We start from the raw sequence: 22645 nt of genomic DNA on the forward strand, positions 1-22645 counted from the left end.
TTATTGAGTTTTAAATAAAAAACGTATATTTGGTTTAATATTGGATTACCAATATTAATTTTCTTTTTCATAGCAATTTTTTTCCCATCCTTATTTCTATAAGGGTGGGTTTTGTTTTTAAGACCAATGCTAATGTCGTGTAAAGACAAAAAACTATCTTTGACAAAATTGCGTGCATGAACAATATTTTGGTCACTAAAGAGGTCACCAAACAATTTGGGGAACATACGGCTCTAGACAAAGTTTCTCTAGAGATTCCTAAAAATAGTATTTATGGACTTTTAGGGCCTAACGGTGCTGGAAAGACTACCCTTATACGTATTATCAATCAAATTACATACCCTGATCAAGGCGAGGTTTTCTTTGACGGACAACCTTTGAAGGCGGAGCATATTGCCCAAATTGGCTATTTGCCGGAAGAAAGGGGACTGTATAAGAGTATGAAGGTGGGCGAACAGGCCTTATATCTGGCACAATTAAAAGGTTTATCAAAGGCCGAAGCAAAAAAACGGTTGAAATTTTGGTTCGAGCGTTTGGAAATAGGGGATTGGTGGAACAAGAAAATTCAAGAGCTTTCTAAGGGCATGGCCCAAAAGATACAGTTTATCGTTACGGTATTGCACGAACCGAAACTCTTGATCTTTGATGAGCCCTTTAGCGGTTTTGATCCCATCAACGCCAATATTATCAAAGATGAAATACTAAAGCTCAAAGAGAATGGTACCTCCATTATATTTTCTACACATAGGATGGAATCGGTAGAGGAACTTTGCGAGTACATTGCACTGATTCACCGCTCTGAAAAAATACTGGACGGTAAGTTGTCCGATATAAAAAAGGCATATAAGAACAATATCTTTAAGGTAGGATTGCAAACCGAGCAAGCCGAAGTGCTTTTGCAAGAACTGGGCGACAAGTTTACCATCAACGCATCGCAAATCGACCTAGAGGAAAATCAATTGGACCTCACGCTTCAATTGCCGACCAATGATTCACGTGAATTATTGACCTATTTGTCGACCAAGGCCAACATCAACCATTTTGTAGAGACCATTCCGTCTACAAGTGAAATTTTTATACAAACGGTACAAAGCAAGGGAGGGGAGCATGAATAAACTATCGCTTATTATAAAAAGGGAATATTTGGCCAAGGTGCGGAATAAGTCCTTTGTAATAATGACATTTTTGAGTCCGATACTTATGGTCGCCATGGTGATTCTCATCGCGTATTTGACCAAAGTGAACGATAACGAATCACGTATTATAGCCATCCTTAACGAAAGCGATTTTTTTTCAAACGATTTTGTGGGATCGGAAACCGTTTCATTTGTTGATTTTAGGGATATTTCCCTAGAGGCGGCAAAAGACTCCGTAGCGGGGCTCGGTTTTGATGGGTTGTTATACATTCCTAGGGATACAAGTTTAAAGGCGGTGACCGAGGGCGCGTTTTTTTTCACCCCCGATGCCCCGCCTACCCAAGTGGTACAGCGCTTGGAGAATACCTTTCAAGAACGCTTGCGCCAAGGGTATTTGCAGGAGTTGGGCATTACAGCGGCAGATTATGCGGCCATGGATGCCAACTTTGACCTCAATACGGCTACGTTCAGCGGAGAAACCAATCTTAAGGGCATTACCGAACTCAAGGCCTTTATCGGAGGCGGCTTTGGTTATCTGATCATGATGTTCATTATTATATACGGCGGCTTTGTGATGCGTAGCGTCATAGAAGAGAAGACGAGCCGTATTATAGAAGTGATCATTTCTTCGGTGAAGCCGTTTCAGTTGATGTTGGGCAAGATCATAGGTACCTCCTTGGCCGGTATTACACAGTTCGCTATTTGGATTGTTTCTGCCGGAATACTGTTATTGATATCGTTTGCCGTATTCGATATTGACCCGTCGGCCTTGAATACCGGGGTGTCGGTAGCACCCAATATGGGGCCGGCTATGCCATCGGTAGACCATACCATGCAATTGTATGTCCAAGAACTTTTTAAGATACCTTGGGTCATGTTGATTACCTTCTTTTTGATCTATTTTATTTTGGGCTATCTGATTTACAGTTCTATTTATGCCGCCATTGGTGCGGCGGTCGACAACGAGACCGATACCCAACAATTTATCTTTCCAATAATCATGCCTCTGATGTTGGCTATTTACGTAGGTTTCTTTTCGGTATTCAGTAATCCACATGGCCCCATCGCCGTGGGGTTTTCGCTTTTTCCCTTAACCTCACCTATAGTTATGCTGATGCGCTTACCTGGGGGAATAGGGGAAGGAGGGGTTCCTATTTGGGAACTGGTGACGAGTATTATCCTATTAATTGCTACTTTTATAGGTATCGTTTGGCTAGCGGCCAAAATTTATCGGGTAGGTATCCTTATGTACGGTAAAAAACCGACCTATAAGGAACTGTTCAAGTGGTTAAGGTATTGAACATGATACAAGACACACAAAGTAAGGTAGAAGAGATTATAGAAGAAGATATCTGGGGGGCCATCAAAGAATTTCTCAACCTGGGTATTAGATTTGGCGAGGGTGAAAACACCATCAATATTACCATTGGTCTTTTGCTTTTGCTCTCCCTTGCATTTTTTGCTACAGGTTATATCCTGAAATGGATGCGTAAGCTTATAACCAGGCGAATGGAGGAAGAAGATCAGTTGAAGTTCGTTAGCGTCTTCAAATTTATCAGGTATGTCGTTTACTTGGTGGTCATACTGCTGACAATGAGCTCTGCGGGTATTGATATTACCCTCTTGCTAACGGCGTCTGCTGCATTGTTCGTCGGACTTGGTCTGGCACTTCAAGAACTTTTTCAAGATATCATTGGGGGCATTTTTATCATTATCGACAAGTCGTTGCACGTGGGCGATATTATTGAGGTCGATGGTAAGGTGGGAAAGGTTTTTGAGATAAAGCTACGTACCACAAGGGCCATAACCCGAGATGATAAGGTAATCATTATACCCAATCACAAGTTTATAAGCGATATCATTTACAATTATACCCAGAACCACAAAACGACACGTGAACAAGTTCGTATAGGGGTGGCCTATGGAAGTGATATACAATTGGTGACAAAAATATTGAAAAATATAGCGGAAGATCAAAGTGGGGTTTTGAACAGTCCGAAACCCTTCGTTATTTTTGAGGATTTTGGCGATTCGGCCTTGATGTTTTCTTTGAACTTCTATATTACCGATAGTTTTAGTGATCCTCGGATAAAAAGTGAAATACGGTACAAGATAGACGCTGAGTTTAGAAAGAAGGCTGTTTCCATACCTTTTCCACAGAGAGATATACATATAATCCAACAAAAGCCGTTTTAGAATAGTGATATCAGTTCAACCGGAGGAAAGTATTAGATACCTTACCCGTACCATTTTTTTCTTTTTGTGGTCTTTTGTAGGCTTGGCACAAACACCTGATGTGATCAGGGCCGAATATATGTTGATGCCAAGAAATGATTCCGATGCCGAGTTGTCGCGAATGAAGCTATTGGTTAACGTTCCCATTAAGGTGCGCGATTCGAACAACGTGATTTTAGGGGCCGAATATAACCGCTTGGCCTATAATTTGGAAAGGGAGCTTCCCTTCAGTAGTGCGGGGTTGAAGCAGTTCCATGTCTTGGATTTTAACATGGCGTACGTTTGGAAATTCAATCCTAATTGGCGCTTTATCGGTGTGGTTACCCCACGTTTGGCATCCACATTGACCAATCCTTTGGAAAATGGTGATTTTTCGGTGAATGCCACGGTCGGCTTTTTTAAGGAAAAGAAAAACATAGACAAGCCTATGATTTTGGTGTTGGGCGTGGCCTATAATTCTACGGTGGCCCTTCGTATCCCCCTACCTATTTTTTATTATGAAAGACGCTTTAGCAAAAGTTGGAGCTTTGTAGTAGGAATACCTAAGACCGGAATGAAATTCCACCTCAAGGAAAGGCATCAGTTTCAAACCGAATTTATTTTTGACGGATACTATGTAAATCTTCAGAATAATATAGTGCTTCCGAATACCGTTAGTGCCTCGTCGGTATCGTCGTCTGCCGCATTGGTAACCGTGGGGTATCAGTTTAGGCTCGCCGCAAATACCTTTATTTATGCCTATGCCGGTCATACGGTGTTTCAAGACGGGGTGTTGAGAGATGCCGATAGAAATGATATATTTACATTAAACGATAATCCCAGTCTATACTTTAGAACGGGGTTTAGAATAGGACTCTAAATTCAAGATATTATGCCTAGAATATTAGTAATCGAAGATGAATCCGCGATCAGACGGGTGTTGGTAAAGATCCTTTCCGAAGAAAGCGACACCTATCAATTGGAAGAGGCCGAAGATGGCCTTAAAGGTTTGGAAGCGGTAAAGAACAATGATTATGACCTAGTGCTCTGTGATATTAAGATGCCCAAGATGGATGGTGTTGAGGTACTCGAAGCGGCCCGAAAAATTAAGCCGGAGACCCCTTTTATCATGATTTCGGGGCATGGAGACCTCGATACGGCCGTCAATACGATGCGAATAGGGGCTTTTGACTATATTTCAAAACCACCCGATTTAAATCGCCTTTTGACCACGGTGCGCAATGCGCTGGACCGTAAGGAATTGGTGGTCGAGAATAAGATCTTGAAAAAGAAGGTCAGTAAGAATTATGAAATGATCGGTGAGAGCGAAGAAATCACCATCATTAAGGATATGATAGAAAAAGTGGCACCTACCGATGCCCGTGTGCTTATAACGGGGGCAAACGGTACCGGAAAAGAACTGGTAGCCCATTGGCTCCATGAAAAGAGCCAACGTAGCGCTGCTCCGTTTATAGAGGTCAATTGTGCGGCCATTCCTTCCGAGCTTATAGAGAGCGAACTTTTCGGACATGTAAAGGGGGCATTTACTTCGGCGGTGAAAGATCGTGCGGGTAAATTTGAGGCGGCCAACAAGGGAACGATATTTCTAGATGAAATCGGCGATATGAGCCTGTCGGCGCAAGCCAAGGTCCTCAGGGCATTGCAGGAGAGTAAAATATCTCGCGTAGGTAGCGATAAGGATATTAAGGTCGATGTACGTGTCTTGGCGGCGACCAACAAAGACCTAAAAAAGGAAATCGAAGAGGGGAACTTTCGTGAAGACCTCTATCATCGACTGGCCGTTATTCTTATAAAGGTTCCTTCCTTGAACGATAGGCGAGACGATATTCCCTTGCTTATAGAGCATTTCGCGAAAAAAATAGTCAATGAACAAGGTATAGCCCCTAAGGCTTTTTCTGCAAAAGCGATCAAGCTTTTAAAGAGTTATGACTGGACAGGTAATATCAGGGAGCTCAGAAACGTTGTGGAACGATTGATAATCTTGGGCGGAAGTGAGGTTACTGAAGAAGATGTCAAACTTTTTGCCAGTAAGTAATAGACCTCGCTACTTGGATAACTGATTGCACTCTCCAAGGCTTTGTAAGGCCTTGGCCGTAATCTCCTTGGTTTTTAGATTGTAGTATTTTTTGCCTTCCGACAGCTTGGGCTTTAAAAGTTCTTGTTCACAATTTTCGTAAATCCGTTGTGCAAAGAGTCGGGCCTCGGCACAATCTACCGTATTGATGACCTTTTCTAAGGAGTGTTTGTACTTTAGTAAGGCCTTGTCGATTTTCGCCCGTATTTCTGACTGGTCTACGACCCCTTCGTTGTAGGGTGTTTTCTTTGTGGTCTTGGTGACGTTCATGGCAAGGCTGTTCGACCCGTAAATACTCCCGTGCTCATCATGGTTGGCAATGGCATCCAAGCTTTCTTGGGTATAATCGAGGGCTTTATTGAGCAGTATGCGCGCACCGTTGATCGATGTTGCTCGGGTCGCATTTTTCAAATACTCTATATTTTCGATCATACTGTCGGTAGCGTACTCGCAACCACAGTCCTTAATTTGTTTTTTTGATTTTTCAAGGGCGGTCAAGGCTTTATAGGTATAAAACTTTGTCATTTTCAAATCGTGCATCGAAAGTGCTTTGTTCGTCTGGTTTTTGACGTAGCCGATATTTGAATTGGCGTATTCGCAGGCTTGACCCATTGCGAACGAGGAGAAAAACAAAAATGTGAAGATAAAATGTATTCGGTAAAATAACCTCATATAGTAGGAATTTTCGGCTGTAAAAATTTGGGGTTAATACAATGTAAAGTTAAGCCCGCCAGTAGCTTACAGACGAAATTTTTCGATGCATGGTAGGGCTCCTTGGATATTTTGGATAAAGCGGACACTTCTTTTGTTGAACGGTCATTTTTTTTAACAATTCACTACCGTTCAACGACAAAATATATTTATATTCAACCTATGTACGGACCAAAAATGACCCAGTTTAGGGTAGATAAAGAGATAGAGCTTTCAAAATGCCCCACCCATGTTGATTTTGGAAGGAGCGAAAAGGAGCTTAAAAAGGACTTAAAAAAGATTCGGGTTGAGCTTGGGGAGTTTCAAGATACCCTTTACGCCCATGGAAAATACAGTGTCTTGATCTGTTTGCAGGGTATGGATACGGCAGGGAAGGACAGTCTTATTCGTGAGGTATTCAAAGACTTCAATGCCCGGGGCGTGGTTGTTCATAGTTTTAAAGTGCCTACGGCCTTAGAACGGGGGCATGATTATTTGTGGCGCCACTATATAGCATTGCCGGCCAAGGGCAAGTTTGGGGTGTTCAATAGAACCCACTATGAAAACGTTTTGGTAACGAGGGTGCATCCCGAGTATATTTTAGGTGAACATATTCCCGGTATTCATTCCGTGGCTGATATTGACCAAGAATTTTGGGACAAACGCTTCGAGCAGATCAATAACTTTGAACGCCATATTGCCGAAAACGGTACCATCATCTTTAAGTTCTTTCTTCACCTGTCGAAAGAGGAACAGCGATTAAGGCTTTTAAGAAGATTGGCCCTGCAACGTAAGAACTGGAAATTTTCGCCTAGCGATCTTGAGGAGCGTAAGCTTTGGAAGAAATATCAACATTGTTACGAAGACGCCATTAACGAGACCTCGAAACCCCATGCCCCATGGTATATAGTTCCTGCGGATAATAAAAAGGCTGCCCGGGTGGTCGTAGCCTCCGTGCTTTTAGAGGAGCTCAAGAAATATAAAGACATTAAAGAACCCGACCTTGACGATAAAATAAAGGCTAACTTGGCCCTTTATAAAAACGAATTGGAAAACGAAAAGGAATGAAACGAATAAGTCTACTTCTATTATTGTACATCACTTTTGGAAATTCTGTTCTAGCCCAAGACAAAGATGCCGCGCAGATAAAAAAGATATATGATCAGGCCCTTACCCAAGGTAAAGCTTATGATTGGCTCAATTATCTTTCCAATCAGATAGGGGGCAGGCTGTCGGGCAGTGTTCAGGCCCAGCAGGCGGTCGAGTATACCAAGTCGCAATTAGATTCTTTGGGGCTTGATCGGGTTTGGCTCCAACCGGTAAAGGTCCCCAAATGGGTGAGGGGCACGCCTGAATTCGCCTATTTTGAAACGAGTCCGGGACTTTCTACCAATGTCAATATATGTGCCTTAGGGGGCTCTGTGGCAACTCCCTTGGGAGGTTTAAAGGCAGGAGTGGTAGAGGTTCAGGGTATTGAAGAGCTTGAGGCTCTAGGAAAGGAAAAAATAGAAGGCAAGATCGTATTTTTTAATAGACCCATGGACCCGACCTTGATCAGCACCTTTGCCGCTTATTCAGGCTGCGTTGACCAAAGGTATTCTGGGGCCGAAGAGGCAGCCAAATACGGTGCCGTGGGGGTAATCGTAAGGTCTATGAACTTGAGGATAGATAATTTTCCACATACGGGTTCAATGGGATATGGGGATACCCCCGTTTCAAAACGCATACCGGCCGCCGCAATAAGTACCAAAGGGGCGGAATTGTTGAGTACTACCTTAAAGCTGAATTCCGAGACCAAGTTTTATTTTAAGCAAAATTGTAAGCAGTTCAATGACGTAGAGTCCTTTAACGTTATCGGTGAGATCAGGGGGTCCGAGTTTCCTAATGAAATCATGGTCATTGGGGGGCATCTCGATTCGTGGGACTTAGGGGATGGATCACACGATGATGGTGCGGGTTGCGTGCAGAGTATGGATGTGCTTCGCTTGTTAAAAACAACGGGTTACAAGCCTAAAAGAACAATCCGCGTCGTTCTGTTTATGAACGAGGAGAACGGATTAAGGGGAGGTAATAAATATGCTGAAATCGCCAAAGGCAAAAATGAAAAACATGTTTTTGCCCTGGAAAGCGATGCAGGAGGGTTTACGCCTCGCGGATTCTCTTTTGACTGTTCCGACGAAAACCTGAAGCAGGTTCATAGCTGGAAGAGCCTTTTTGAGCCGTATTATATCCATCTTTTTGAAAAAGGCTTTAGCGGGGCCGACATTCGCCCGTTGAAAGATGACGGAATCGTATTGGCCGGGCTTAGACCTGATTCCCAAAGGTATTTTGAGCACCATCATTCCGAAAATGACACCTTTGAACACGTCAATAAAAGGGAGCTTGAGCTAGGCGCGGCATCTATGGCCAGTTTGGTCTATCTGTTCGATACCTACGGTGTGGTGACTTCCCCCAAATAAATAACGGGAAAATAGTTCGTCTGAAGGGGCAGTCCACATCCTTTAAGGGAGGAGTTGCACCATAATCTTGACTAGGCGGGGATAAAGGACTTGTTCGGATATTTCCGGACAAAATTATGTACCTTTGCCGCTCATTAAAAAAATGAGAAATGCAAGACGGAATCTACGCAAAATTCAATACTGACAAAGGTGAGATTTTAGTAAAACTTACCCATGATAAAACGCCCGGTACGGTCGGTAATTTTGTTGCCTTGGCAGAAGGTAAGCAAGAAAATACGGCCAAGGCCAAAGGGGAGCCTTATTACGATGGGCTAAACTTTCACAGGGTCATACCTGATTTTATGATCCAGGGCGGATGTCCACAAGGAACCGGTACAGGTGACGCAGGATATAAGTTCGACGATGAATTTCATCCCGACCTAAACCATTCGGAACCCGGTGTCCTTTCTATGGCCAATGCAGGACCTGGCACTAATGGAAGCCAGTTTTTTATTACCCATGTACCTACTCCATGGTTGGATAACAAGCATACCGTTTTCGGACACGTTCAAAGCGGTCAGGATGTGGTCGATAGCATTGCCCAAGGCGATAAGATAAATAGTGTTGAAATCGTTCGCGTAGGTGACGATGCCGAAAAATGGGATGCACTTGCGGCATTCGAAAATTTTAAAACTTCCAAAGAACAGCGTCTTGCCGAAGAAAAGGCTAAGCAAGCTGCGGAATTGGACAAGGTTGCCGCCGGATTCGATGAAACCGAAAGTGGACTACGATATAAACTGATCCAAAAAGGTGATGGGCCCCAAGCCCAAAAGGGACAAACGGTTTCCGTTCATTACGAAGGATCTTTGTTGAATGGTCAAGTTTTTGATTCTTCTTACAAACGCAATCAGCCCATCGATTTTCAGTTGGGGGTAGGCCAGGTCATTCCCGGGTGGGATGAAGGCATAGCGCTATTGAAAGTAGGTGATAAGGCAAGGTTGGTGATACCATCGGATCTAGCGTACGGTAGTGCCGGCGCCGGTGGGGTAATTCCGCCGAACGCAACCCTATTGTTCGATGTTGAATTGATGGGGGTCAAATAAAAGACCCAAGTATATTATAAAAGAAAGCCCTGACCTTACGGTCGGGGCTTTTTTATTGTGCTACATAGAGCATACCCAATGGGGAAATTCTAAAGGAAATAAGTCTACTAAAGTTTTGTAAGGGTATTTTGATCAGCTATAATACCGCTCGCGTCTTGCAGGGTATATAGATGAAGTTAGCTTTAAAAAAAAATGATGGTAGTAGGATACTACTTATCGTGAGTTCTTCGCCCTATTGGTACTTAAGAACAATAAAATGATATTTACTACCAACAGTATAAAGAGTATACCGAAAAAAGTTAACATAGTCGCTTCAATTATTATGGTTATTGGGGGATAAGTGTTTTTTATGAAGATGCATATATTCTAAAAGGGTTGCTTCAAAAAAACCTAAACAAATGTATGAAAATTATTACGAAGTTATTGTAGGTTGGCTAAAGGGCAAAAAAAAGCCCTGATACCATTGGTATCAGGGCCTGTATAAAAAAAGTTTATGCGTCTTTCTTAGTCTACAACTTTCACATTTACCGCGTTCAGTCCTTTTTTACCTTGTTGTAGCTCAAATTCTACAACGTCACCTTCACGAATTTCATCGATTAAACCAGAAATGTGTACAAAGTGATCTTCGCTTGAACCATCTTCAGTGATAAATCCGTAACCTTTGGAATCATTGAAGAATTTTACTGTTCCTTTACTCATAATACAAAAAAATTAAATTAAATTATGTCGCGAAGATAAGGTTAATAAATTTAATTAAATGATTTTTACCAAGTTATCTTTGGTTTATGCTAAGGTTAGTTGTAAGAATGTTACCTAATTTTGGTTCTAATTTTACTATCTTTTTTCTTTCCAAAAGGGGTAAAATAAAATGTTTTATTCCTTGGTTTACAAGAGCTGAACCTCTTGATACCTCCTGTGTTTTATAGGGTTTTAATTTATTTTCCTACAAATTTAATGTAGGAAATTTTAACGAATGCCCTGGGTGTCCTATTTGGGATTAAAGCATAAAAAAGCCATAGATGTTAAAATTCTATGGCTCTTGTCAATATTTCGATTTTTTTATGCCGTCGGATCCGGAGTCATTCGCAAATAAGGTTTAATTTCTTTTACACCTTTACTGAACATGGTTTTTGCGTCTTCGGTAGTAATGGCCGGGCTAACAACCACGTCTTCACCGTTCTTCCAGTTGGCAGGGGTAGCTACCTTATGGTTCGCGGTAAGTTGTAATGAATCGATAACACGCAATAGCTCATGGAAGTTTCTACCTGTTGAAGCCGGATAGGTAATCATTAGCTTGACCGTTTTGTCGGGAGCGATGATAAAAACCGAACGAACGGTTAGGGTGTTGTCGGCATTTGGGTGGATCATGTCGTAAAGATCTGACACCTTTCGATCTTCATCGGCTATAATAGGGAAATCTACCGTAGTATTTTCAACCTCGTTGATGTCTTTGATCCATTCAACATGGGATGCGGCCCCATCTACGCTCAAGGCCAACATTTTAACGTTGCGTTTCGCGAACTCATCTTTAAACTGGGCCGCAGTACCTAGTTCGGTGGTGCAGACCGGGGTGAAATCAGCAGGGTGTGAAAAAAGAATACCCCAACTATCGCCTAAATAATCGTAAAGGTTTATTTGGCCTAATGAACTATCGGCCGTAAAATTTGGGGCTTTGTCGCCCAATCGTATTGTTGCCATTTGAAATGTTTTTAGGTTTGAAATAGAATCCTATAAATTTAGTAGATTATAAAAACAGAACCTTAGGTTAATGGTTAAAAATCTATTAAAGTTTTCTATTTTTAGAAGTATGGAAAATAATGAACTAGAAGCCCTTCAATATCCGATAGGAAAATTTCAACGTCCGAAGGAAATTGACCACGAACAGATCCAGGAATGGATTGAGGTTCTTGAGAAATTGCCCAATGAATTAACTCTATTGGTCGAGGGCTTGACCGAAGAACAATTGGAAACCCCTTATCGACCGGGAGGGTGGACGGTAAGACAGACCATACATCATATAGCCGATAGCCATCACAACAGTTATATACGCTTTAAATGGGCCTTGACGGAAGACACCCCCATAATTAAGGCCTACGACGAGAAGGCTTGGGCTAAACTATTTGACAGTAAAACCGCACCCGTACAATTGGCATTAGACCATTTGAGTGCCGTTCATGGTAGATGGGTCTACTTGTTAAAAGGCCTTGGCGAAGAACAGTTAAAACGAAGGTTTGTTCATCCAGATAGCCGTGTAGCGATTGCTTTGGATGAGAATATCGGTCAGTATGCATGGCACGGGCGGCATCACTTCGCGCATATATACAATTTAATGGAAAGAAAGGGCTGGACCCGCTAAAGAACCTGCGCTATTTTTTCCATTTAATATTACAGCCGATACTCGGTTTCTGTACTTCGCTTATCTTTTGGTTGCCTAATAGCGCATCTATGGCATTGCGAAGGTCTTTTCCGGTTACGGGAATGCCATTTTCAGGTCTTGAGTCATCCAATTGCCCCCGATATACCAATTTTAGGTCGGCATCGAACAAATAAAAATCGGGAGTGCATGCGGCATCATAATCTTTGGCCACTTTTTGGGTTTCGTCATAGAGGTAGGGAAAGGTGTAACCTTCTTCTTCGGCTACCGCTTTCATAAGATGAGGGGCGTCTTGTGGGTAGTTCTCCACATCATTGCTCGAGATGGCGATAAAGCCGATACCCTTATCTTGGTAAGTCTTGGCGAGACGGACCAATTCGGGGTTGATGTGTTTTACAAAAGGACAGTGATTGCATATAAAGGCGATAAGCGTTCCCCTTCTTCCTTTGAGGTCATTTAGGGCCGACATTTCTTCCGTAATCGTATTTTGAAGCTTGAAATCTGGTGCTGTCGTGCCGAGCGGAAGCATATTGCTTGGTGTTCTTGCCATGGTGTTCTGTTGTTATTGATTTAAATTAGTAAAAAGTGTTTTGTGTCCCTTTGCCAAACCACAATCTATTTTTACCTTCATATTTTTATTGGTACGAACAAAAATAGAAATAATGGCCGAAACGATAAACTGGCAAGACTTTGCAAAGATAGATATGCGGGTGGGAACGATTGTAGAAGTTAATGATTTTCCTGAAGCGCGTAATCCGGCCTATCAGGTGCATATTGATTTTGGTGAGGAAATAGGTATTAAAAAAACCTCGGCGCAGATTACTACCCTATATACAAAAGAAAAGCTTTTGGGTACCCAAGTGGTTGCCGTAGTTAACTTTCCGAAGAAACAAATTGCCAATTTTATGAGTGAATGTCTTATCTTGGGTGCCGTCAACGGTAAAGACGTTGTTCTCTTACAGCCGGAAGCAACTGTAGCCAACGGACTCAAAATATCATAATTGATTGACCGAAACCCTTTTAGATAACGTATCGCTTAATTTTGACGCCCAGGCACAATGGGTATTGAATGTTTCGCTCTCCCTGGTTATGTTCGGCATTGCCCTAGAAATATCCGTACAAGATTTTAAGGTGCTTTTTCAAACTCCCAAAGCTATTTTTACGGGCCTCCTTAGCCAATTTGTGCTATTGCCCTTGGTTACTTTTCTTTTGATCCTATGTATTGAACCTGTGGCAAGTATAGCCTTGGGTATGATTATGGTCGCCGCCTGTCCCGGGGGTAATGTTTCTAATTTTATATCACATATAGCGGGCGGTAATACGGCTCTTTCGGTTAGTCTTACGGCCGCTGCTACCTTGTTGGCCGTGGTAATGACCCCTTTAAACCTGCAATTTTGGGGCGGACTCTATGGGCCTACCCAAAATATTCTTAAAGAAGTGGCCCTGTCGCCATGGCAAATGGTTGGGTTGGTCTCGCTTTTATTGGGCCTGCCCTTGGTCTTGGGTATTTGGTTGAACCATATAAAACCTGTTTTAGCAAAAAAAATGGGGAAAGTTCTTAAAACGGTATCGCTGATATTTTTTATACTATTGGTATTTTTGGCCTTGTATAATAACCGAGCGGTATTTTACGACTATATAATGTACGTTTTTTGGATCGTGGCATTGCATAATGTATTGGCATTTTTAACGGGTTTTTCGTTTGCCAAGCTTATGGGCCTATCGGAAAAAAATGTGCGTTCTATTACTATTGAAACGGGTATTCAGAATTCGGGATTGGGACTTCTTTTGATTTTCTCCTTTTTTGATGGTCTTGGCGGAATGGCGCTCTTGGCTGCCTTTTGGGGAATTTGGCATTTGGTGTCCGGTCTTTTGCTGGCCGCTTTTTGGGGTTATAAACCAATTAAAACAGAAAAACTGACTTGAAAAATATTGGCTATCGATTACTAAAGGTCTGGATCAAGTCCGGATTGTATTTGTACTATGGAAAAATAAGGGTTTCTGGACTCGAGAACGTGCCCAAGGACAAAGCGGTGTTGTTTTTGCCCAATCACCAAGGTGCCTTGCTGGATGTATTGCTGATTGCTGTTGACTGTAATCGTAAGCCTTTCTTCTTGACACGATCCGATGTCTTTACCAAGCCGACCTTGAAAAAATTCTTTGCGTATTTAAGAATGATTCCTATCTACCGTATACGGGATGGGAGGGAAGCCCTTAAAAATAACCAGGCCGTCTTTGACCAATGTGCGGAAATATTTAAAGACAATCATGCCATTGTTATGTTTCCCGAGGCCAACCATAACATTAAACGCCGCGTAAGGCCCTTGAGCAAGGGCTTTACGCGAATTTTGTTCAATGCCGTCGAAAGATTGCCCGAAACGGAACTCTATATTGTGCCCGTGGGGCTAAACTATAGGGGCAATTCTAGTTTTCCCGATAAGGTAGCCCTTTACTACGATAAGAATATCTTGGTCAATACCTTGTATGACCCTAAGGATGTGCAAGCTTCAGTGAATAGGGTGAAGGGAAAAGTTTCCGATAGGTTGAAACAACTGACGACACATATAGAGGACTTCGATAATTATGAAAACATAGCGGGGCAGTTGAACCGCATGGACGTCGATTTTTTAGATCCTTTTGAAACGAACAAGGTGATAGAAGGATTGGATCCATCTGTAAAGGTATCGGATCAAGTAAGGAAAAAAGGACCGTTACGGGTCGTGGCCGATGCTATTTTTGAAGTACTGAACTTTCCGGTTATCTTACTCTGGCGTAAATGGGCCAAGCCAAAGGTTTGGGAACCTGAGTTTATGGGAACGCTCCGATTTGGATTTTCCTTATTGGCCTATCCTGTATACTATGCACTCTTGTTTACGTGTATCGCCCTGTTTTGTAATAGTCTGGTGGCCTTGGCCGTAATTTTGGCCTTGTTCGTATATAACTGGGCCTATGTTAGAAGGAATTGAATTAGGCCCCTAGGTATAGGTATAAAAAAACGACCACATGTTGTGGTCGTTTTTTTATTTAGGTTGCAAGTCTTTTTAAATATCGTCAAAGCTTACATCCGTAAAACTTTCGGTGCTCGAAGGCTTCATTTCTCCGTTGGTGACAATTTCTTCTTCTTTTTTGAAATCTTTTTGGTGACGTTCGGAGATTACTTCTGAGCCCTTTTCCTCGATAATGAAATTCATCATTTCCTCTACATTGTCCTTAAAGGCTTGAAAATCTTCCTTGTATAAGTATATTTTGTGTTTCTTGTAGTGGAAAGAGCCATCGTCGTGAGTAAATTTTTTACTCTCTGTAATCGTTAAGTAATAATCTCCTGCCTTGGTACTTCTTACATCAAAAAAATATGTGCGTCTACCTGCCCGTAATACTTTGGAATGAATTTCCTCCTGGTCCATTGAATCTTTTTCGTTCATCGCGTTTAGTGTCTAGTTAATAGTGTTAATCTTTCAAAAATGTAAAAAAAAAGCCAATACGACAACAATTTTTTAGTTTTCTTTCTCTGAAAGTTGAGTGAAGTACAGATCTTTATAATATCCGTCAACACTGTTTAAATCACTATGGTTGCCTTCTTGAAGAAGTTCTCCATTGGAAAGAACCAAGACCTTATCGGCGTTTTTCGCCGAAGAAACACGATGGCTGACAATAAGGGTGGTACGATTTTTTGACGCTTTTTTCAGATTGTTCAGAATTTCTTCTTCAGTTTCTGTGTCAACTGCTGAAAGACAATCGTCAAAAAGATATATTTCGGGTTTTTTTAAGAGGGCACGCGCAATAGAGACCCTCTGTTTCTGTCCGCCGCTCAGGGTGATGCCCCTTTCGCCCAATACGGTGTCGTAGCCCTTGGTGAAACCTACGATGTTTTCATGTACTACCGCAGCTTTGGCCGCATTGATAACCTCTTCGTCGGTAGCGTCTTCCTTGCCGAATTTAATATTGTTCTTTATGGAGTCTGAAAATAAGAAGGCGTCTTGGGGTACCGCACCGATGGCTTGGCGTAAACTGTTTATGTTCAATTGCTCTATGGGGGTGTCGTCTATTAAGATTTCACCAGAGGTCACATCGTAAAGTCGGGCCACAAGGTCTAGAATAGTCGACTTTCCTGACCCCGTCTTTCCTAATATGGCTACCGTTTCCCCTTCGTTTATGGTGAAAGAAATATTCTTGAGGGCCGTAATTTCAGTGTCTTCATAAGTAAAGCTTACATTTCTGAATTCGATTTTTCCCTTTACGGGCGTTTCTTCGAGTACGGTATTCTTGATATCAGGTGATTCTTTTAAAAATTCGTTGATCCTTTTTTGTGAGGCTTCCGCCCTTTGTACGATAGAGGTCAACCAACCGATAATGGCTACCGGCCAAGTAAGCATGTTTACGTAGAGAATGAACTCTGCAATAACCCCGGAAGAGGCTATTTCCCCGTTTATATATTGCTTTCCTCCTATATAAATAACGAAAATGTTACTAATACCGATGAGTAAGACCATTAGGGGGAAGAACCAAGCATTGACCTTTGCCAAATCCATACTCTTGTTTTTTCCTTCAAGGGCAAGGGAGCTGAGGTCGTTATTGATGTTCGGTTCCAAGGCATATGCCTTGATGACCGAAACCCCCGAAAATACTTCTTGGGTAAAGGTTGAAAGGGTAGAGAGGTATTGCTGAACAACCGTACTGCGTTCATGGATTACCTTGCTGATGTAATAGATAAGTACCGACAATATCGGCAAGGGTATTAAGGTATAGGCGGCGAGTTTCGGGGCCGTCATGAACATGATCGGGATGATACAGGCAAAGAGCGTCAGGGTGTTTATGCCGTACATCAGTGCCGGTCCGGTATACATTCGCACTTGGTTTACATCTTCGCTGATACGGTTCATCAGGTCGCCGGTGCGGTTCTTCTTGTAGAAATTTAGACTTAGAAATTGATAGTGGTCGAAAATTTCGTTTTTAAGGTCGTACTCGATATAGCGCGAAACGTTAATTATCGTCTGCCGCATTAAAAAGGTAAAGAAGCCCGATAAGAGGGCGGCACCCACAATGATCAGTATATATTCAAGAAGGAAATCCTTGGCGGTCGGTTCCGAGATCTTATCGTTCATGAAATCCTCGATGACCGTAATCGATTCTTTGACGTATCGGGGCATGACCAGTTGAAGCACCCGGGCAATGATGGTAATGAACAATCCGACCAATAATTTCGACCAGTATTTTTTAAAGTATTTATTTAGGTGTGCAAGTTCCTTCATGAAAGGTTTCGGCTAAGAAATATGTAATTGGCCAAAGATAGTGGTTTGGGTATAAACGAAATGTTATAAATACCATAAGATATTGCCTCGATATCGATTTACGCCCGTCGGCCCCGATATTTTATATACGTTAAATTTACGGTAAGTTTTAAAAATAATCAGGCTTCAAGGGGCTTAATAGCAAGGTTTTGCGGAGGTCTGAAAACATTAAAGTGAAATGAAGCTGTCGTTTCATCGGTTTGTATAGTAGTCTTTTGGGCTTTATTCTTATTTTTGCGGCGTGAGAGTCAAACCAATACTATTCCAAAAAAGTTCTTTAAAATGCTAACACGAAGACATATACGGGTAAAAGTGATGCAATGTATTTATGCCATTACCCAATCTAAAGATGAGTCTTTAGAGAAACAAGAAAAATTTCTGCGGTTTAGCATAGATAATATGTACACGCTCTATCTACTTATGATGAGCCTTATTATAGAAATTCACCAAAGAGGGGCCGAGCAATTGAAGATTTCGTCAAAGAAATATTTGGCCACGGCTTCCGATACCTTTCCCGATCAAAAGAAATTTGTAAATAACCGATTGCTTTCCCAAATCGTCAATAACGAACCGTTGAAGGCAGAGCTGAAAAAACGCAAGCTCGAAAATTGGTATTTGAACGAAGAGTACGTAAAAATCATTTACAACAATATTGTAGCGAGTTCAACCTATGAAGACTATATGTCGGCTGAAGGCAGTAATTGGGCCGAAGATAAAGAGTTCGTCGTTACCTTGTTCAAAGATGTCATAGCCCCTGATGAAAAGATTTACGACTATTTTGAGGATAACAATCTTACTTGGGTAGATGATATTCCTATTGTAAACACTTTTATCCTTAAAATGCTAAGAAAGGTCAGGCCCGACCATCCCACCTCGTATTTCTTGCCTCGCTTGCTGAAGGATCAAGAAGATTTGGATTTTGCCAAAAAACTCTTGCGGAAGACCTTGCTCAAAGATGCCGAGTTGACCAAAGAGATAGAGGGCAAGACGCCCAATTGGGACAAGGACCGTATTGCCGATATGGATGCCATACTTTTAAAAATGGCCATATGCGAACTTCTAAACTTTCCGTCCATACCTGAAAAAGTAACGATTAACGAATTTTTGGAAATCGCCAAGGAGTATTCTACCCCTAAGAGCAGTATTTTTATCAATGGAATTTTAGACAACCTTGTAAAAGAATACAAAAAGGATGGAAAGCTTAACAAAATGGGTAGGGGTCTCATTTAAAATAAATGATTAATTTTGCCTTTAAACTAAAGTTAGAGATATGAAAAAAACAATTTTTGCCTTAAGTATATTTTCACTTTTGGCGTTCGTTTCTTGTAAAGAAAATGCGTCGAGTAAAGTAAAATCAGATAATGTTACCGAGGCTGCACAGCGCGATGAAGCCAGTAAGCAGGTTCCGGTAATGGAGTTTGAGAAAGCTGAGCATGACTTTGGTACCATTGAACAAGGTACACCACAAGAAACCATTTTTACTTTTAAAAATACGGGTAATGCCCCGTTGATCATAACCAGTGCCACCAGTTCTTGTGGTTGTACGGTTCCAAATCCACCAAAAGATCCTATCGCACCGGGAGAACAAGGGGAATTGGTAGTGAAGTTCAACGGATCGGGCCAGAACCAGGTTACCAAAACGATTACTGTAAATGCCAATACCGAAAAAGGAACCGAGCAATTGCGAATCAAAGCTTTTGTTAACCCTAAAGGGGCGGCTCCGGTAGGACCAACCAAATAATAATAGATTAGATACTAAATAAATATGGGTGATATAGGACAGTTTCTTCCGATGATATTGATTTTTGTGGTAGCGTATTTCTTTATGATACGCCCGCAAATGAAGCGTCAGAAAGATGAAAAGAAATTCGCGGCTGAATTAAAAAGAGGCGATAGGGTAATTACTAAAAGTGGTTTGCACGGTAAGATTATGGATTTGAACGATAGCGATTCTTCGTGTATTCTTGAAACCATGGCCGGTAAATTAAAATTTGATCGTTCTGCGATTTCAATGGAACTGAGCAAAAAACTGAACGCTCCCGAAAAGAAGTAAACGTACATTGTAGTACATATTAAACACCGCTAAGCAATTAGCGGTGTTTTTTTTGGTCGTTATGCTAGGGTAAATTAGTATATTCATCTCTTGAACAAAACAACCAAAATCGATGTACCATAATAGACGAAATTTTATAAAGAAAAGTTCCTTGGCCTTGGCAGGTTCGGGCGCGGCATTTTTATTTCCCATGGAGCTGTTGGCCACGCTCCGTAAAAAGGTGGGGCCGAACGATCAAATCAATGTAGGGCTTATTGGCTGCAAGGGTATGGGGTTTAGCGATTTGACGTCTATGTTGAAAATAAGCGAGACCAATGTGATGGCACTCTGCGACGTAGATGAAGCTGTTCTTAAGGCTAGGACGGAAGACCTCGGAAAGGCAGGGATTAAAAAGCCGTTGTGGTATCGCGATTATCGTAAGCTACTTGAGAATAAAGACATTGACGTGGTCATTATAGGTACGCCGGACCATTGGCATTGCCTGCAGTTGACCGATGCCTTGATGGCGGGAAAAGATGTCTATTGTGAAAAGCCTATAGCCAATTCCATTCAAGAGTCGAATATAATGCTAAACTACGTTAGCGCTAGTGACCGAATGGTGCAGATCGGACAATGGCAGCGTAGTCAGCCCCATTTTGTCGATGCCATTAATTTTGTGCATTCGGGCAAATTGGGCAATATACGTTTGGCAAAAGCTTGGGCCTACCAGGGTTGGATGAAACCTGTGCCCGTCGTAGCCGATTCTGCCGCGCCGGAAGGCGTAAACTATAAAATGTGGTTGGGACCGGCACCGGAGCGCGCCTTCAACGCAAACCGCTTTCATTTCAATTTTCGATGGTTTTGGGATTATGCGGGCGGCCTAATGACCGATTGGGGCGTGCACCTGTTGGATTATGCTTTATATGGAATGAAGGCGGGTACGCCTAAGTCGGTAATGGCCCTAGGAGGAAAATTCGCCTATCCGAACGATGCTTCCGAAACCCCGGATACCTTACAGACCGTTTTTGAATACGATGGCTTTTCAATTCTTTGGGAACATGCTACGGGTATTGATGGGGGGAATTATGGACGTAACCACGGTATAGCCTTTATTGGTAATAACGGCACTTTGGTCGTTGATCGGAACGGTTGGGAAGTGATACCTGAGGAAGAATTTGCCGGATGGGGCAAGAAAGGTACCCCTAAAATGGAAGCTGTCTCCTATGACAAGGGCAATTCCAGTGGATTGGATTTGCATACGGCAAATTTTATAGATGCAGTAAAGAGTCGCGATGGTTCTAAATTGAATGCCCCTATTAAAGTTGGCTATGATGCCGCTTTGGTATCGCATATGGGCAACGTAGCCTTTAAGACGGGCAACCGGATCTATTGGGACGAGGCTTCCGGAAAGTTTAAGGAAGAGGAGGCCAATAAGTTGATTACGGCCAACTATCAAAATGGCTGGAAACTACCTATGCTCTAAACCATAGGGCTTCCACATATAAAATAGGGAAGGGCTAGGATGTTTTTACCGGAACAGGTCATTCAAGCCTTTGTCTTTGCTAATCATCGGCAAAATCTTGTCAAGTCGATTTAGTTTTGTTTTTTCACGTAGGGTTTCTGTAATGTATGTGGCGTCTTCACGCTGCTTGTAGTGGGGTTTATTTCCTTTTCCGAAAAAAAACCTTTAATGGAACATGGCTAGGGGCTTTCCTTTTTGTGCAGTTTCAAGAAGGTTTTCGGGGTCGTTTAAAAAGACCCCGTTAAAGAACCAGATGCCGAAGTGGTGTTTGAACTTGCAAATGGCCAACACATTTTTTTGTCCAAGGTATAAGTCGGAAAATTCCATTTATGGGTTTCCTCTAAATCGGTTTTCAAAACGAGTTGGCACAAGAGGGCGACACCGTTTTTAAATGATGTGCTTCGGTGTAGTAGGCTTCTACTTTTTTCGGCTATATCCATTAGGGAAGTGCAGTAAGTTGACTTCCCTAAGATAAGCTTTGTGGTTATACGGCTTTTTTGGCTACCAGTTCACAGATTTTGATGATGACCTCGGTGGCCTTTATCATGCTCTCTACGGGAATATATTCGTATTTTCCGTGAAAGTTGTGCCCGCCGGCAAAAATATTGGGGCATGGGAGCCCCATATAGCTGAGCTGTGAGCCATCGGTGCCACCACGTATGGGTTTGATGATGGGCGTTACGCGCATGGCTTCCATGGCCTCCTTGGCTATTTCTACGATGTGGTATACCGGTTCTACTTTTTCCCTCATATTAAAATACTGATCTTTTAATTCGAGGGTAATGCAATTGCCGTGAATTGAATTTAATTTATCGGTGATATTGCGAAGTAGTTGTTTTCTCTTTTCAAAATGGTCTTTGTCATGGTCACGTACGATAAGCTCAAATTCGGCATGTTCTATTGAGCCTTGAATGTGGTGTACGTGAAAGAAGCCTTCGCGTCCCTCGGTGTTTTGAGGGGTTTCTTCCGGGGGTAAGATCTCGAGAAATTCGCTGGCGATGCTTATGGCGTTTACCATTTTGTTTTTGGCGTATCCCGGATGTACGCTCTTTCCTTTTATTATCACCTTGGCACTGGCCGCATTGAAATTTTCAAATTCTAGTTCGCCAATCTGGCTTCCGTCCATGGTATAGGCCCAATCGGCATCAAATTTTTCAACGTCAAAATGATGTGCCCCACGACCGATTTCTTCATCGGGGGTAAAACCGACCCTGATTTTTCCATGTTTTATTTCCGGATGGTTGATAAGGTATTCCATGGCCGTGACAATTTCGGTGATTCCGGCCTTGTCATCGGCGCCCAAAAGGGTGGTTCCGTCCGTAGTGATGAGGGTTTGGCCCTTGTACTGCAGTAAATCCTCGAAATAATCGGGAGAGAGTACAATGTTTTCGTGGGCGTTCAGTACAATGTCCTTGCCGTCGTAATCCTCGATAATTTGCGGATTGACATTTGTAGCCGTAAAATCGGGAGAAGTGTCAAAATGCGATATAAAGCCTATGGTAGGTACTTCAATGTTGAGATTACTCGGTAAGGTGGCCGTAATGTAGGCGTTGTTGTCGATGGAAACTTCCTCCATGCCAATTTCCAGTAATTCTTCGACGAGTAAGTCTGCTAAATGCCATTGTTTTTCGGTGCTGGGCGTGGTCTTTGATTTGGGGTCGCTTTGAGTATCGATTTTTACATACTTCAAAAAGCGATCGATGATATGCTGCATCTAAAATGTTTTTGAATCAAAAGTACAAAATTGGGTTTA

24 protein-coding genes are annotated in these 22645 nt (G+C 42.2%); 16 read left to right on the forward strand and 8 right to left on the reverse strand.

Features of this window, described 5'->3' with window-relative positions; translation table 11 throughout:
• Window positions 1-176: 176 nt before the first annotated feature.
• From ZOBGAL_RS13385 to ZOBGAL_RS13405, 5 genes are read left to right on the forward strand one after another with little or no spacing between them, the layout of a single operon-like run.
• On the forward strand, window positions 177-1115 hold the full coding sequence (locus ZOBGAL_RS13385; RefSeq protein WP_013994167.1) for an ABC transporter ATP-binding protein: 939 nt from the start codon (window positions 177-179) through the stop codon (window positions 1113-1115).
• Complete coding sequence (locus ZOBGAL_RS13390; RefSeq protein WP_013994168.1) at window positions 1108-2436, forward strand: ABC transporter permease; 1329 nt, start codon at window positions 1108-1110, stop codon at window positions 2434-2436. Before ZOBGAL_RS13385 ends, ZOBGAL_RS13390 begins: the two co-directional genes overlap by 8 nt.
• 2 nt (window positions 2437-2438) lie before the next feature.
• Entirely contained in the window at window positions 2439-3332 is an 894-nt protein-coding gene (locus ZOBGAL_RS13395; RefSeq protein ID WP_046287492.1) for a mechanosensitive ion channel family protein, read from the forward strand.
• Between the two features lie 4 nt (window positions 3333-3336).
• Complete coding sequence (locus ZOBGAL_RS13400) at window positions 3337-4230, forward strand: DUF6268 family outer membrane beta-barrel protein (protein ID WP_052725554.1); 894 nt, start codon at window positions 3337-3339, stop codon at window positions 4228-4230.
• A 12-nt stretch (window positions 4231-4242) separates the two neighbouring features.
• Complete coding sequence (locus ZOBGAL_RS13405; protein WP_013994171.1) at window positions 4243-5406, forward strand: sigma-54-dependent transcriptional regulator; 1164 nt, start codon at window positions 4243-4245, stop codon at window positions 5404-5406.
• Window positions 5407-5415: 9 nt separating this feature from the next.
• Here the strand turns inward: ZOBGAL_RS13405 and ZOBGAL_RS13410 are convergent, their stop codons facing one another.
• Window positions 5416-6057: a hypothetical protein gene (locus tag ZOBGAL_RS13410; protein WP_231854761.1), complete on the reverse strand. Its 642-nt coding sequence runs from the start codon at window positions 6055-6057 to the stop codon at window positions 5416-5418.
• A gap of 261 nt (window positions 6058-6318) precedes the next feature.
• Between ZOBGAL_RS13410 and ZOBGAL_RS13415 the strand changes: the two genes are divergently transcribed.
• From ZOBGAL_RS13415 to ZOBGAL_RS13425, 3 genes are all read left to right on the forward strand, one after another.
• Window positions 6319-7203, forward strand: a complete 885-nt coding sequence (locus ZOBGAL_RS13415; protein ID WP_013994173.1) for a PPK2 family polyphosphate kinase — start codon at window positions 6319-6321, stop codon at window positions 7201-7203.
• Complete coding sequence (locus ZOBGAL_RS13420; RefSeq protein ID WP_013994174.1) at window positions 7200-8594, forward strand: M20/M25/M40 family metallo-hydrolase; 1395 nt, start codon at window positions 7200-7202, stop codon at window positions 8592-8594. The genes ZOBGAL_RS13415 and ZOBGAL_RS13420 overlap by 4 nt, the downstream gene beginning before the upstream one ends.
• Before the next feature lie 149 nt (window positions 8595-8743).
• Complete coding sequence (locus ZOBGAL_RS13425) at window positions 8744-9676, forward strand: peptidylprolyl isomerase (protein WP_013994175.1); 933 nt, start codon at window positions 8744-8746, stop codon at window positions 9674-9676.
• Between the two features lie 504 nt (window positions 9677-10180).
• Here ZOBGAL_RS13425 and ZOBGAL_RS13430 read toward each other — a convergent pair.
• Window positions 10181-10375 carry a cold-shock protein gene (locus ZOBGAL_RS13430; protein ID WP_013994176.1) on the reverse strand — a complete coding sequence of 65 codons (195 nt, stop codon included), beginning with the start codon at window positions 10373-10375 and terminating at the stop codon, window positions 10181-10183.
• 360 nt (window positions 10376-10735) lie between these two features.
• The gene (locus tag ZOBGAL_RS13435; RefSeq protein ID WP_013994177.1) at window positions 10736-11374 is read right to left on the reverse strand and encodes a peroxiredoxin; all 639 of its coding nucleotides are present in this window, start codon (window positions 11372-11374) and stop codon (window positions 10736-10738) included.
• A 109-nt stretch (window positions 11375-11483) separates the two neighbouring features.
• Between ZOBGAL_RS13435 and ZOBGAL_RS13440 the strand changes: the two genes are divergently transcribed.
• Complete coding sequence (locus ZOBGAL_RS13440) at window positions 11484-12032, forward strand: YfiT family bacillithiol transferase (protein ID WP_046287493.1); 549 nt, start codon at window positions 11484-11486, stop codon at window positions 12030-12032.
• A 10-nt stretch (window positions 12033-12042) separates the two neighbouring features.
• Here ZOBGAL_RS13440 and ZOBGAL_RS13445 read toward each other — a convergent pair whose 3' ends face one another.
• Window positions 12043-12600, reverse strand: coding sequence for a thioredoxin family protein (locus ZOBGAL_RS13445; protein ID WP_013994179.1), 558 nt, complete (start codon window positions 12598-12600; stop codon window positions 12043-12045).
• Window positions 12601-12712: 112 nt separating this feature from the next.
• On the opposite strand from ZOBGAL_RS13445, the gene ZOBGAL_RS13450 reads away from it, so the two are divergent.
• From ZOBGAL_RS13450 to ZOBGAL_RS22745, 3 genes are read left to right on the forward strand one after another with little or no spacing between them, the layout of a single operon-like run.
• Window positions 12713-13051: a tRNA-binding protein gene (locus ZOBGAL_RS13450; protein ID WP_013994180.1), complete on the forward strand. Its 339-nt coding sequence runs from the start codon at window positions 12713-12715 to the stop codon at window positions 13049-13051.
• Window positions 13052-13055: 4 nt separating this feature from the next.
• Window positions 13056-13976: a bile acid:sodium symporter family protein gene (locus tag ZOBGAL_RS13455; RefSeq protein ID WP_013994181.1), complete on the forward strand. Its 921-nt coding sequence runs from the start codon at window positions 13056-13058 to the stop codon at window positions 13974-13976.
• The gene (locus ZOBGAL_RS22745) at window positions 13973-15016 is read left to right on the forward strand and encodes a lysophospholipid acyltransferase family protein (protein ID WP_013994182.1); all 1044 of its coding nucleotides are present in this window, start codon (window positions 13973-13975) and stop codon (window positions 15014-15016) included. The genes ZOBGAL_RS13455 and ZOBGAL_RS22745 overlap by 4 nt, the downstream gene beginning before the upstream one ends.
• 75 nt (window positions 15017-15091) lie before the next feature.
• On the opposite strand, the gene ZOBGAL_RS13465 is transcribed toward ZOBGAL_RS22745, so the two are convergent.
• Together ZOBGAL_RS13465 and ZOBGAL_RS13470 are read right to left on the reverse strand one after the other, a co-directional pair.
• Window positions 15092-15472 (reverse strand): PUR family DNA/RNA-binding protein, encoded by a 381-nt coding sequence (locus ZOBGAL_RS13465; RefSeq protein WP_013994183.1) that lies wholly within the window; start codon window positions 15470-15472, stop codon window positions 15092-15094.
• Between the two features lie 72 nt (window positions 15473-15544).
• Window positions 15545-17299 (reverse strand): ABC transporter ATP-binding protein, encoded by a 1755-nt coding sequence (locus ZOBGAL_RS13470; RefSeq protein WP_013994184.1) that lies wholly within the window; start codon window positions 17297-17299, stop codon window positions 15545-15547.
• Between the two features lie 321 nt (window positions 17300-17620).
• Here ZOBGAL_RS13470 and nusB point away from each other — a divergent pair, with 321 nt between their 5' ends.
• The 4 genes from nusB to ZOBGAL_RS13490 all read left to right on the forward strand — a co-directional run bounded on the left by nusB (window position 17621) and on the right by ZOBGAL_RS13490 (window position 20853).
• Entirely contained in the window at window positions 17621-18568 is a 948-nt protein-coding gene (gene nusB, locus ZOBGAL_RS13475) for a transcription antitermination factor NusB (protein WP_046287494.1), read from the forward strand.
• Between the two features lie 40 nt (window positions 18569-18608).
• Entirely contained in the window at window positions 18609-19079 is a 471-nt protein-coding gene (locus tag ZOBGAL_RS13480) for a DUF1573 domain-containing protein (RefSeq protein ID WP_013994186.1), read from the forward strand.
• Between the two features lie 24 nt (window positions 19080-19103).
• Window positions 19104-19391, forward strand: coding sequence for a preprotein translocase subunit YajC (gene yajC / locus ZOBGAL_RS13485; protein WP_013994187.1), 288 nt, complete (start codon window positions 19104-19106; stop codon window positions 19389-19391).
• A gap of 112 nt (window positions 19392-19503) precedes the next feature.
• Window positions 19504-20853 carry a Gfo/Idh/MocA family protein gene (locus ZOBGAL_RS13490; protein ID WP_013994188.1) on the forward strand — a complete coding sequence of 450 codons (1350 nt, stop codon included), beginning with the start codon at window positions 19504-19506 and terminating at the stop codon, window positions 20851-20853.
• 204 nt (window positions 20854-21057) lie between these two features.
• Here ZOBGAL_RS13490 and ZOBGAL_RS23810 read toward each other — a convergent pair whose 3' ends face one another.
• Window positions 21058-21219: a DUF1801 domain-containing protein gene (locus ZOBGAL_RS23810; RefSeq protein ID WP_231854762.1), complete on the reverse strand. Its 162-nt coding sequence runs from the start codon at window positions 21217-21219 to the stop codon at window positions 21058-21060.
• Between the two features lie 157 nt (window positions 21220-21376).
• Window positions 21377-22606 carry a peptidase T gene (gene pepT, locus ZOBGAL_RS13500; RefSeq protein WP_013994190.1) on the reverse strand — a complete coding sequence of 410 codons (1230 nt, stop codon included), beginning with the start codon at window positions 22604-22606 and terminating at the stop codon, window positions 21377-21379.
• Window positions 22607-22645 lie beyond the last annotated feature (39 nt).

The sequence above is a fragment of the Zobellia galactanivorans genome, from assembly GCF_000973105.1.
Taxonomy (GTDB): domain Bacteria; phylum Bacteroidota; class Bacteroidia; order Flavobacteriales; family Flavobacteriaceae; genus Zobellia; species Zobellia galactanivorans.

Coding starts and splice junctions, on each gene's coding strand:
- ZOBGAL_RS13385 (WP_013994167.1), top strand. CDS start 177: ATGAACAATATTTTGGTCACTAAAGAGGTCACCAAACAATTTGGGGAA.
- ZOBGAL_RS13390 (WP_013994168.1), top strand. CDS start 1,108: ATGAATAAACTATCGCTTATTATAAAAAGGGAATATTTGGCCAAGGTG.
- ZOBGAL_RS13395 (WP_046287492.1), top strand. CDS start 2,439: ATGATACAAGACACACAAAGTAAGGTAGAAGAGATTATAGAAGAAGAT.
- ZOBGAL_RS13405 (WP_013994171.1), top strand. CDS start 4,243: ATGCCTAGAATATTAGTAATCGAAGATGAATCCGCGATCAGACGGGTG.
- ZOBGAL_RS13410 (WP_231854761.1), bottom strand. CDS start 6,057: ATGGGTCAAGCCTGCGAATACGCCAATTCAAATATCGGCTACGTCAAA.
- ZOBGAL_RS13415 (WP_013994173.1), top strand. CDS start 6,319: ATGTACGGACCAAAAATGACCCAGTTTAGGGTAGATAAAGAGATAGAG.
- ZOBGAL_RS13420 (WP_013994174.1), top strand. CDS start 7,200: ATGAAACGAATAAGTCTACTTCTATTATTGTACATCACTTTTGGAAAT.
- ZOBGAL_RS13425 (WP_013994175.1), top strand. CDS start 8,744: ATGCAAGACGGAATCTACGCAAAATTCAATACTGACAAAGGTGAGATT.
- ZOBGAL_RS13430 (WP_013994176.1), bottom strand. CDS start 10,375: ATGAGTAAAGGAACAGTAAAATTCTTCAATGATTCCAAAGGTTACGGA.
- ZOBGAL_RS13435 (WP_013994177.1), bottom strand. CDS start 11,374: ATGGCAACAATACGATTGGGCGACAAAGCCCCAAATTTTACGGCCGAT.
- ZOBGAL_RS13440 (WP_046287493.1), top strand. CDS start 11,484: ATGGAAAATAATGAACTAGAAGCCCTTCAATATCCGATAGGAAAATTT.
- ZOBGAL_RS13445 (WP_013994179.1), bottom strand. CDS start 12,600: ATGGCAAGAACACCAAGCAATATGCTTCCGCTCGGCACGACAGCACCA.
- ZOBGAL_RS13450 (WP_013994180.1), top strand. CDS start 12,713: ATGGCCGAAACGATAAACTGGCAAGACTTTGCAAAGATAGATATGCGG.
- ZOBGAL_RS13465 (WP_013994183.1), bottom strand. CDS start 15,472: ATGAACGAAAAAGATTCAATGGACCAGGAGGAAATTCATTCCAAAGTA.
- ZOBGAL_RS13470 (WP_013994184.1), bottom strand. CDS start 17,299: ATGAAGGAACTTGCACACCTAAATAAATACTTTAAAAAATACTGGTCG.
- nusB (WP_046287494.1), top strand. CDS start 17,621: ATGCTAACACGAAGACATATACGGGTAAAAGTGATGCAATGTATTTAT.
- ZOBGAL_RS13480 (WP_013994186.1), top strand. CDS start 18,609: ATGAAAAAAACAATTTTTGCCTTAAGTATATTTTCACTTTTGGCGTTC.
- yajC (WP_013994187.1), top strand. CDS start 19,104: ATGGGTGATATAGGACAGTTTCTTCCGATGATATTGATTTTTGTGGTA.
- ZOBGAL_RS13490 (WP_013994188.1), top strand. CDS start 19,504: ATGTACCATAATAGACGAAATTTTATAAAGAAAAGTTCCTTGGCCTTG.
- ZOBGAL_RS23810 (WP_231854762.1), bottom strand. CDS start 21,219: ATGGAATTTTCCGACTTATACCTTGGACAAAAAAATGTGTTGGCCATT.
- pepT (WP_013994190.1), bottom strand. CDS start 22,606: ATGCAGCATATCATCGATCGCTTTTTGAAGTATGTAAAAATCGATACT.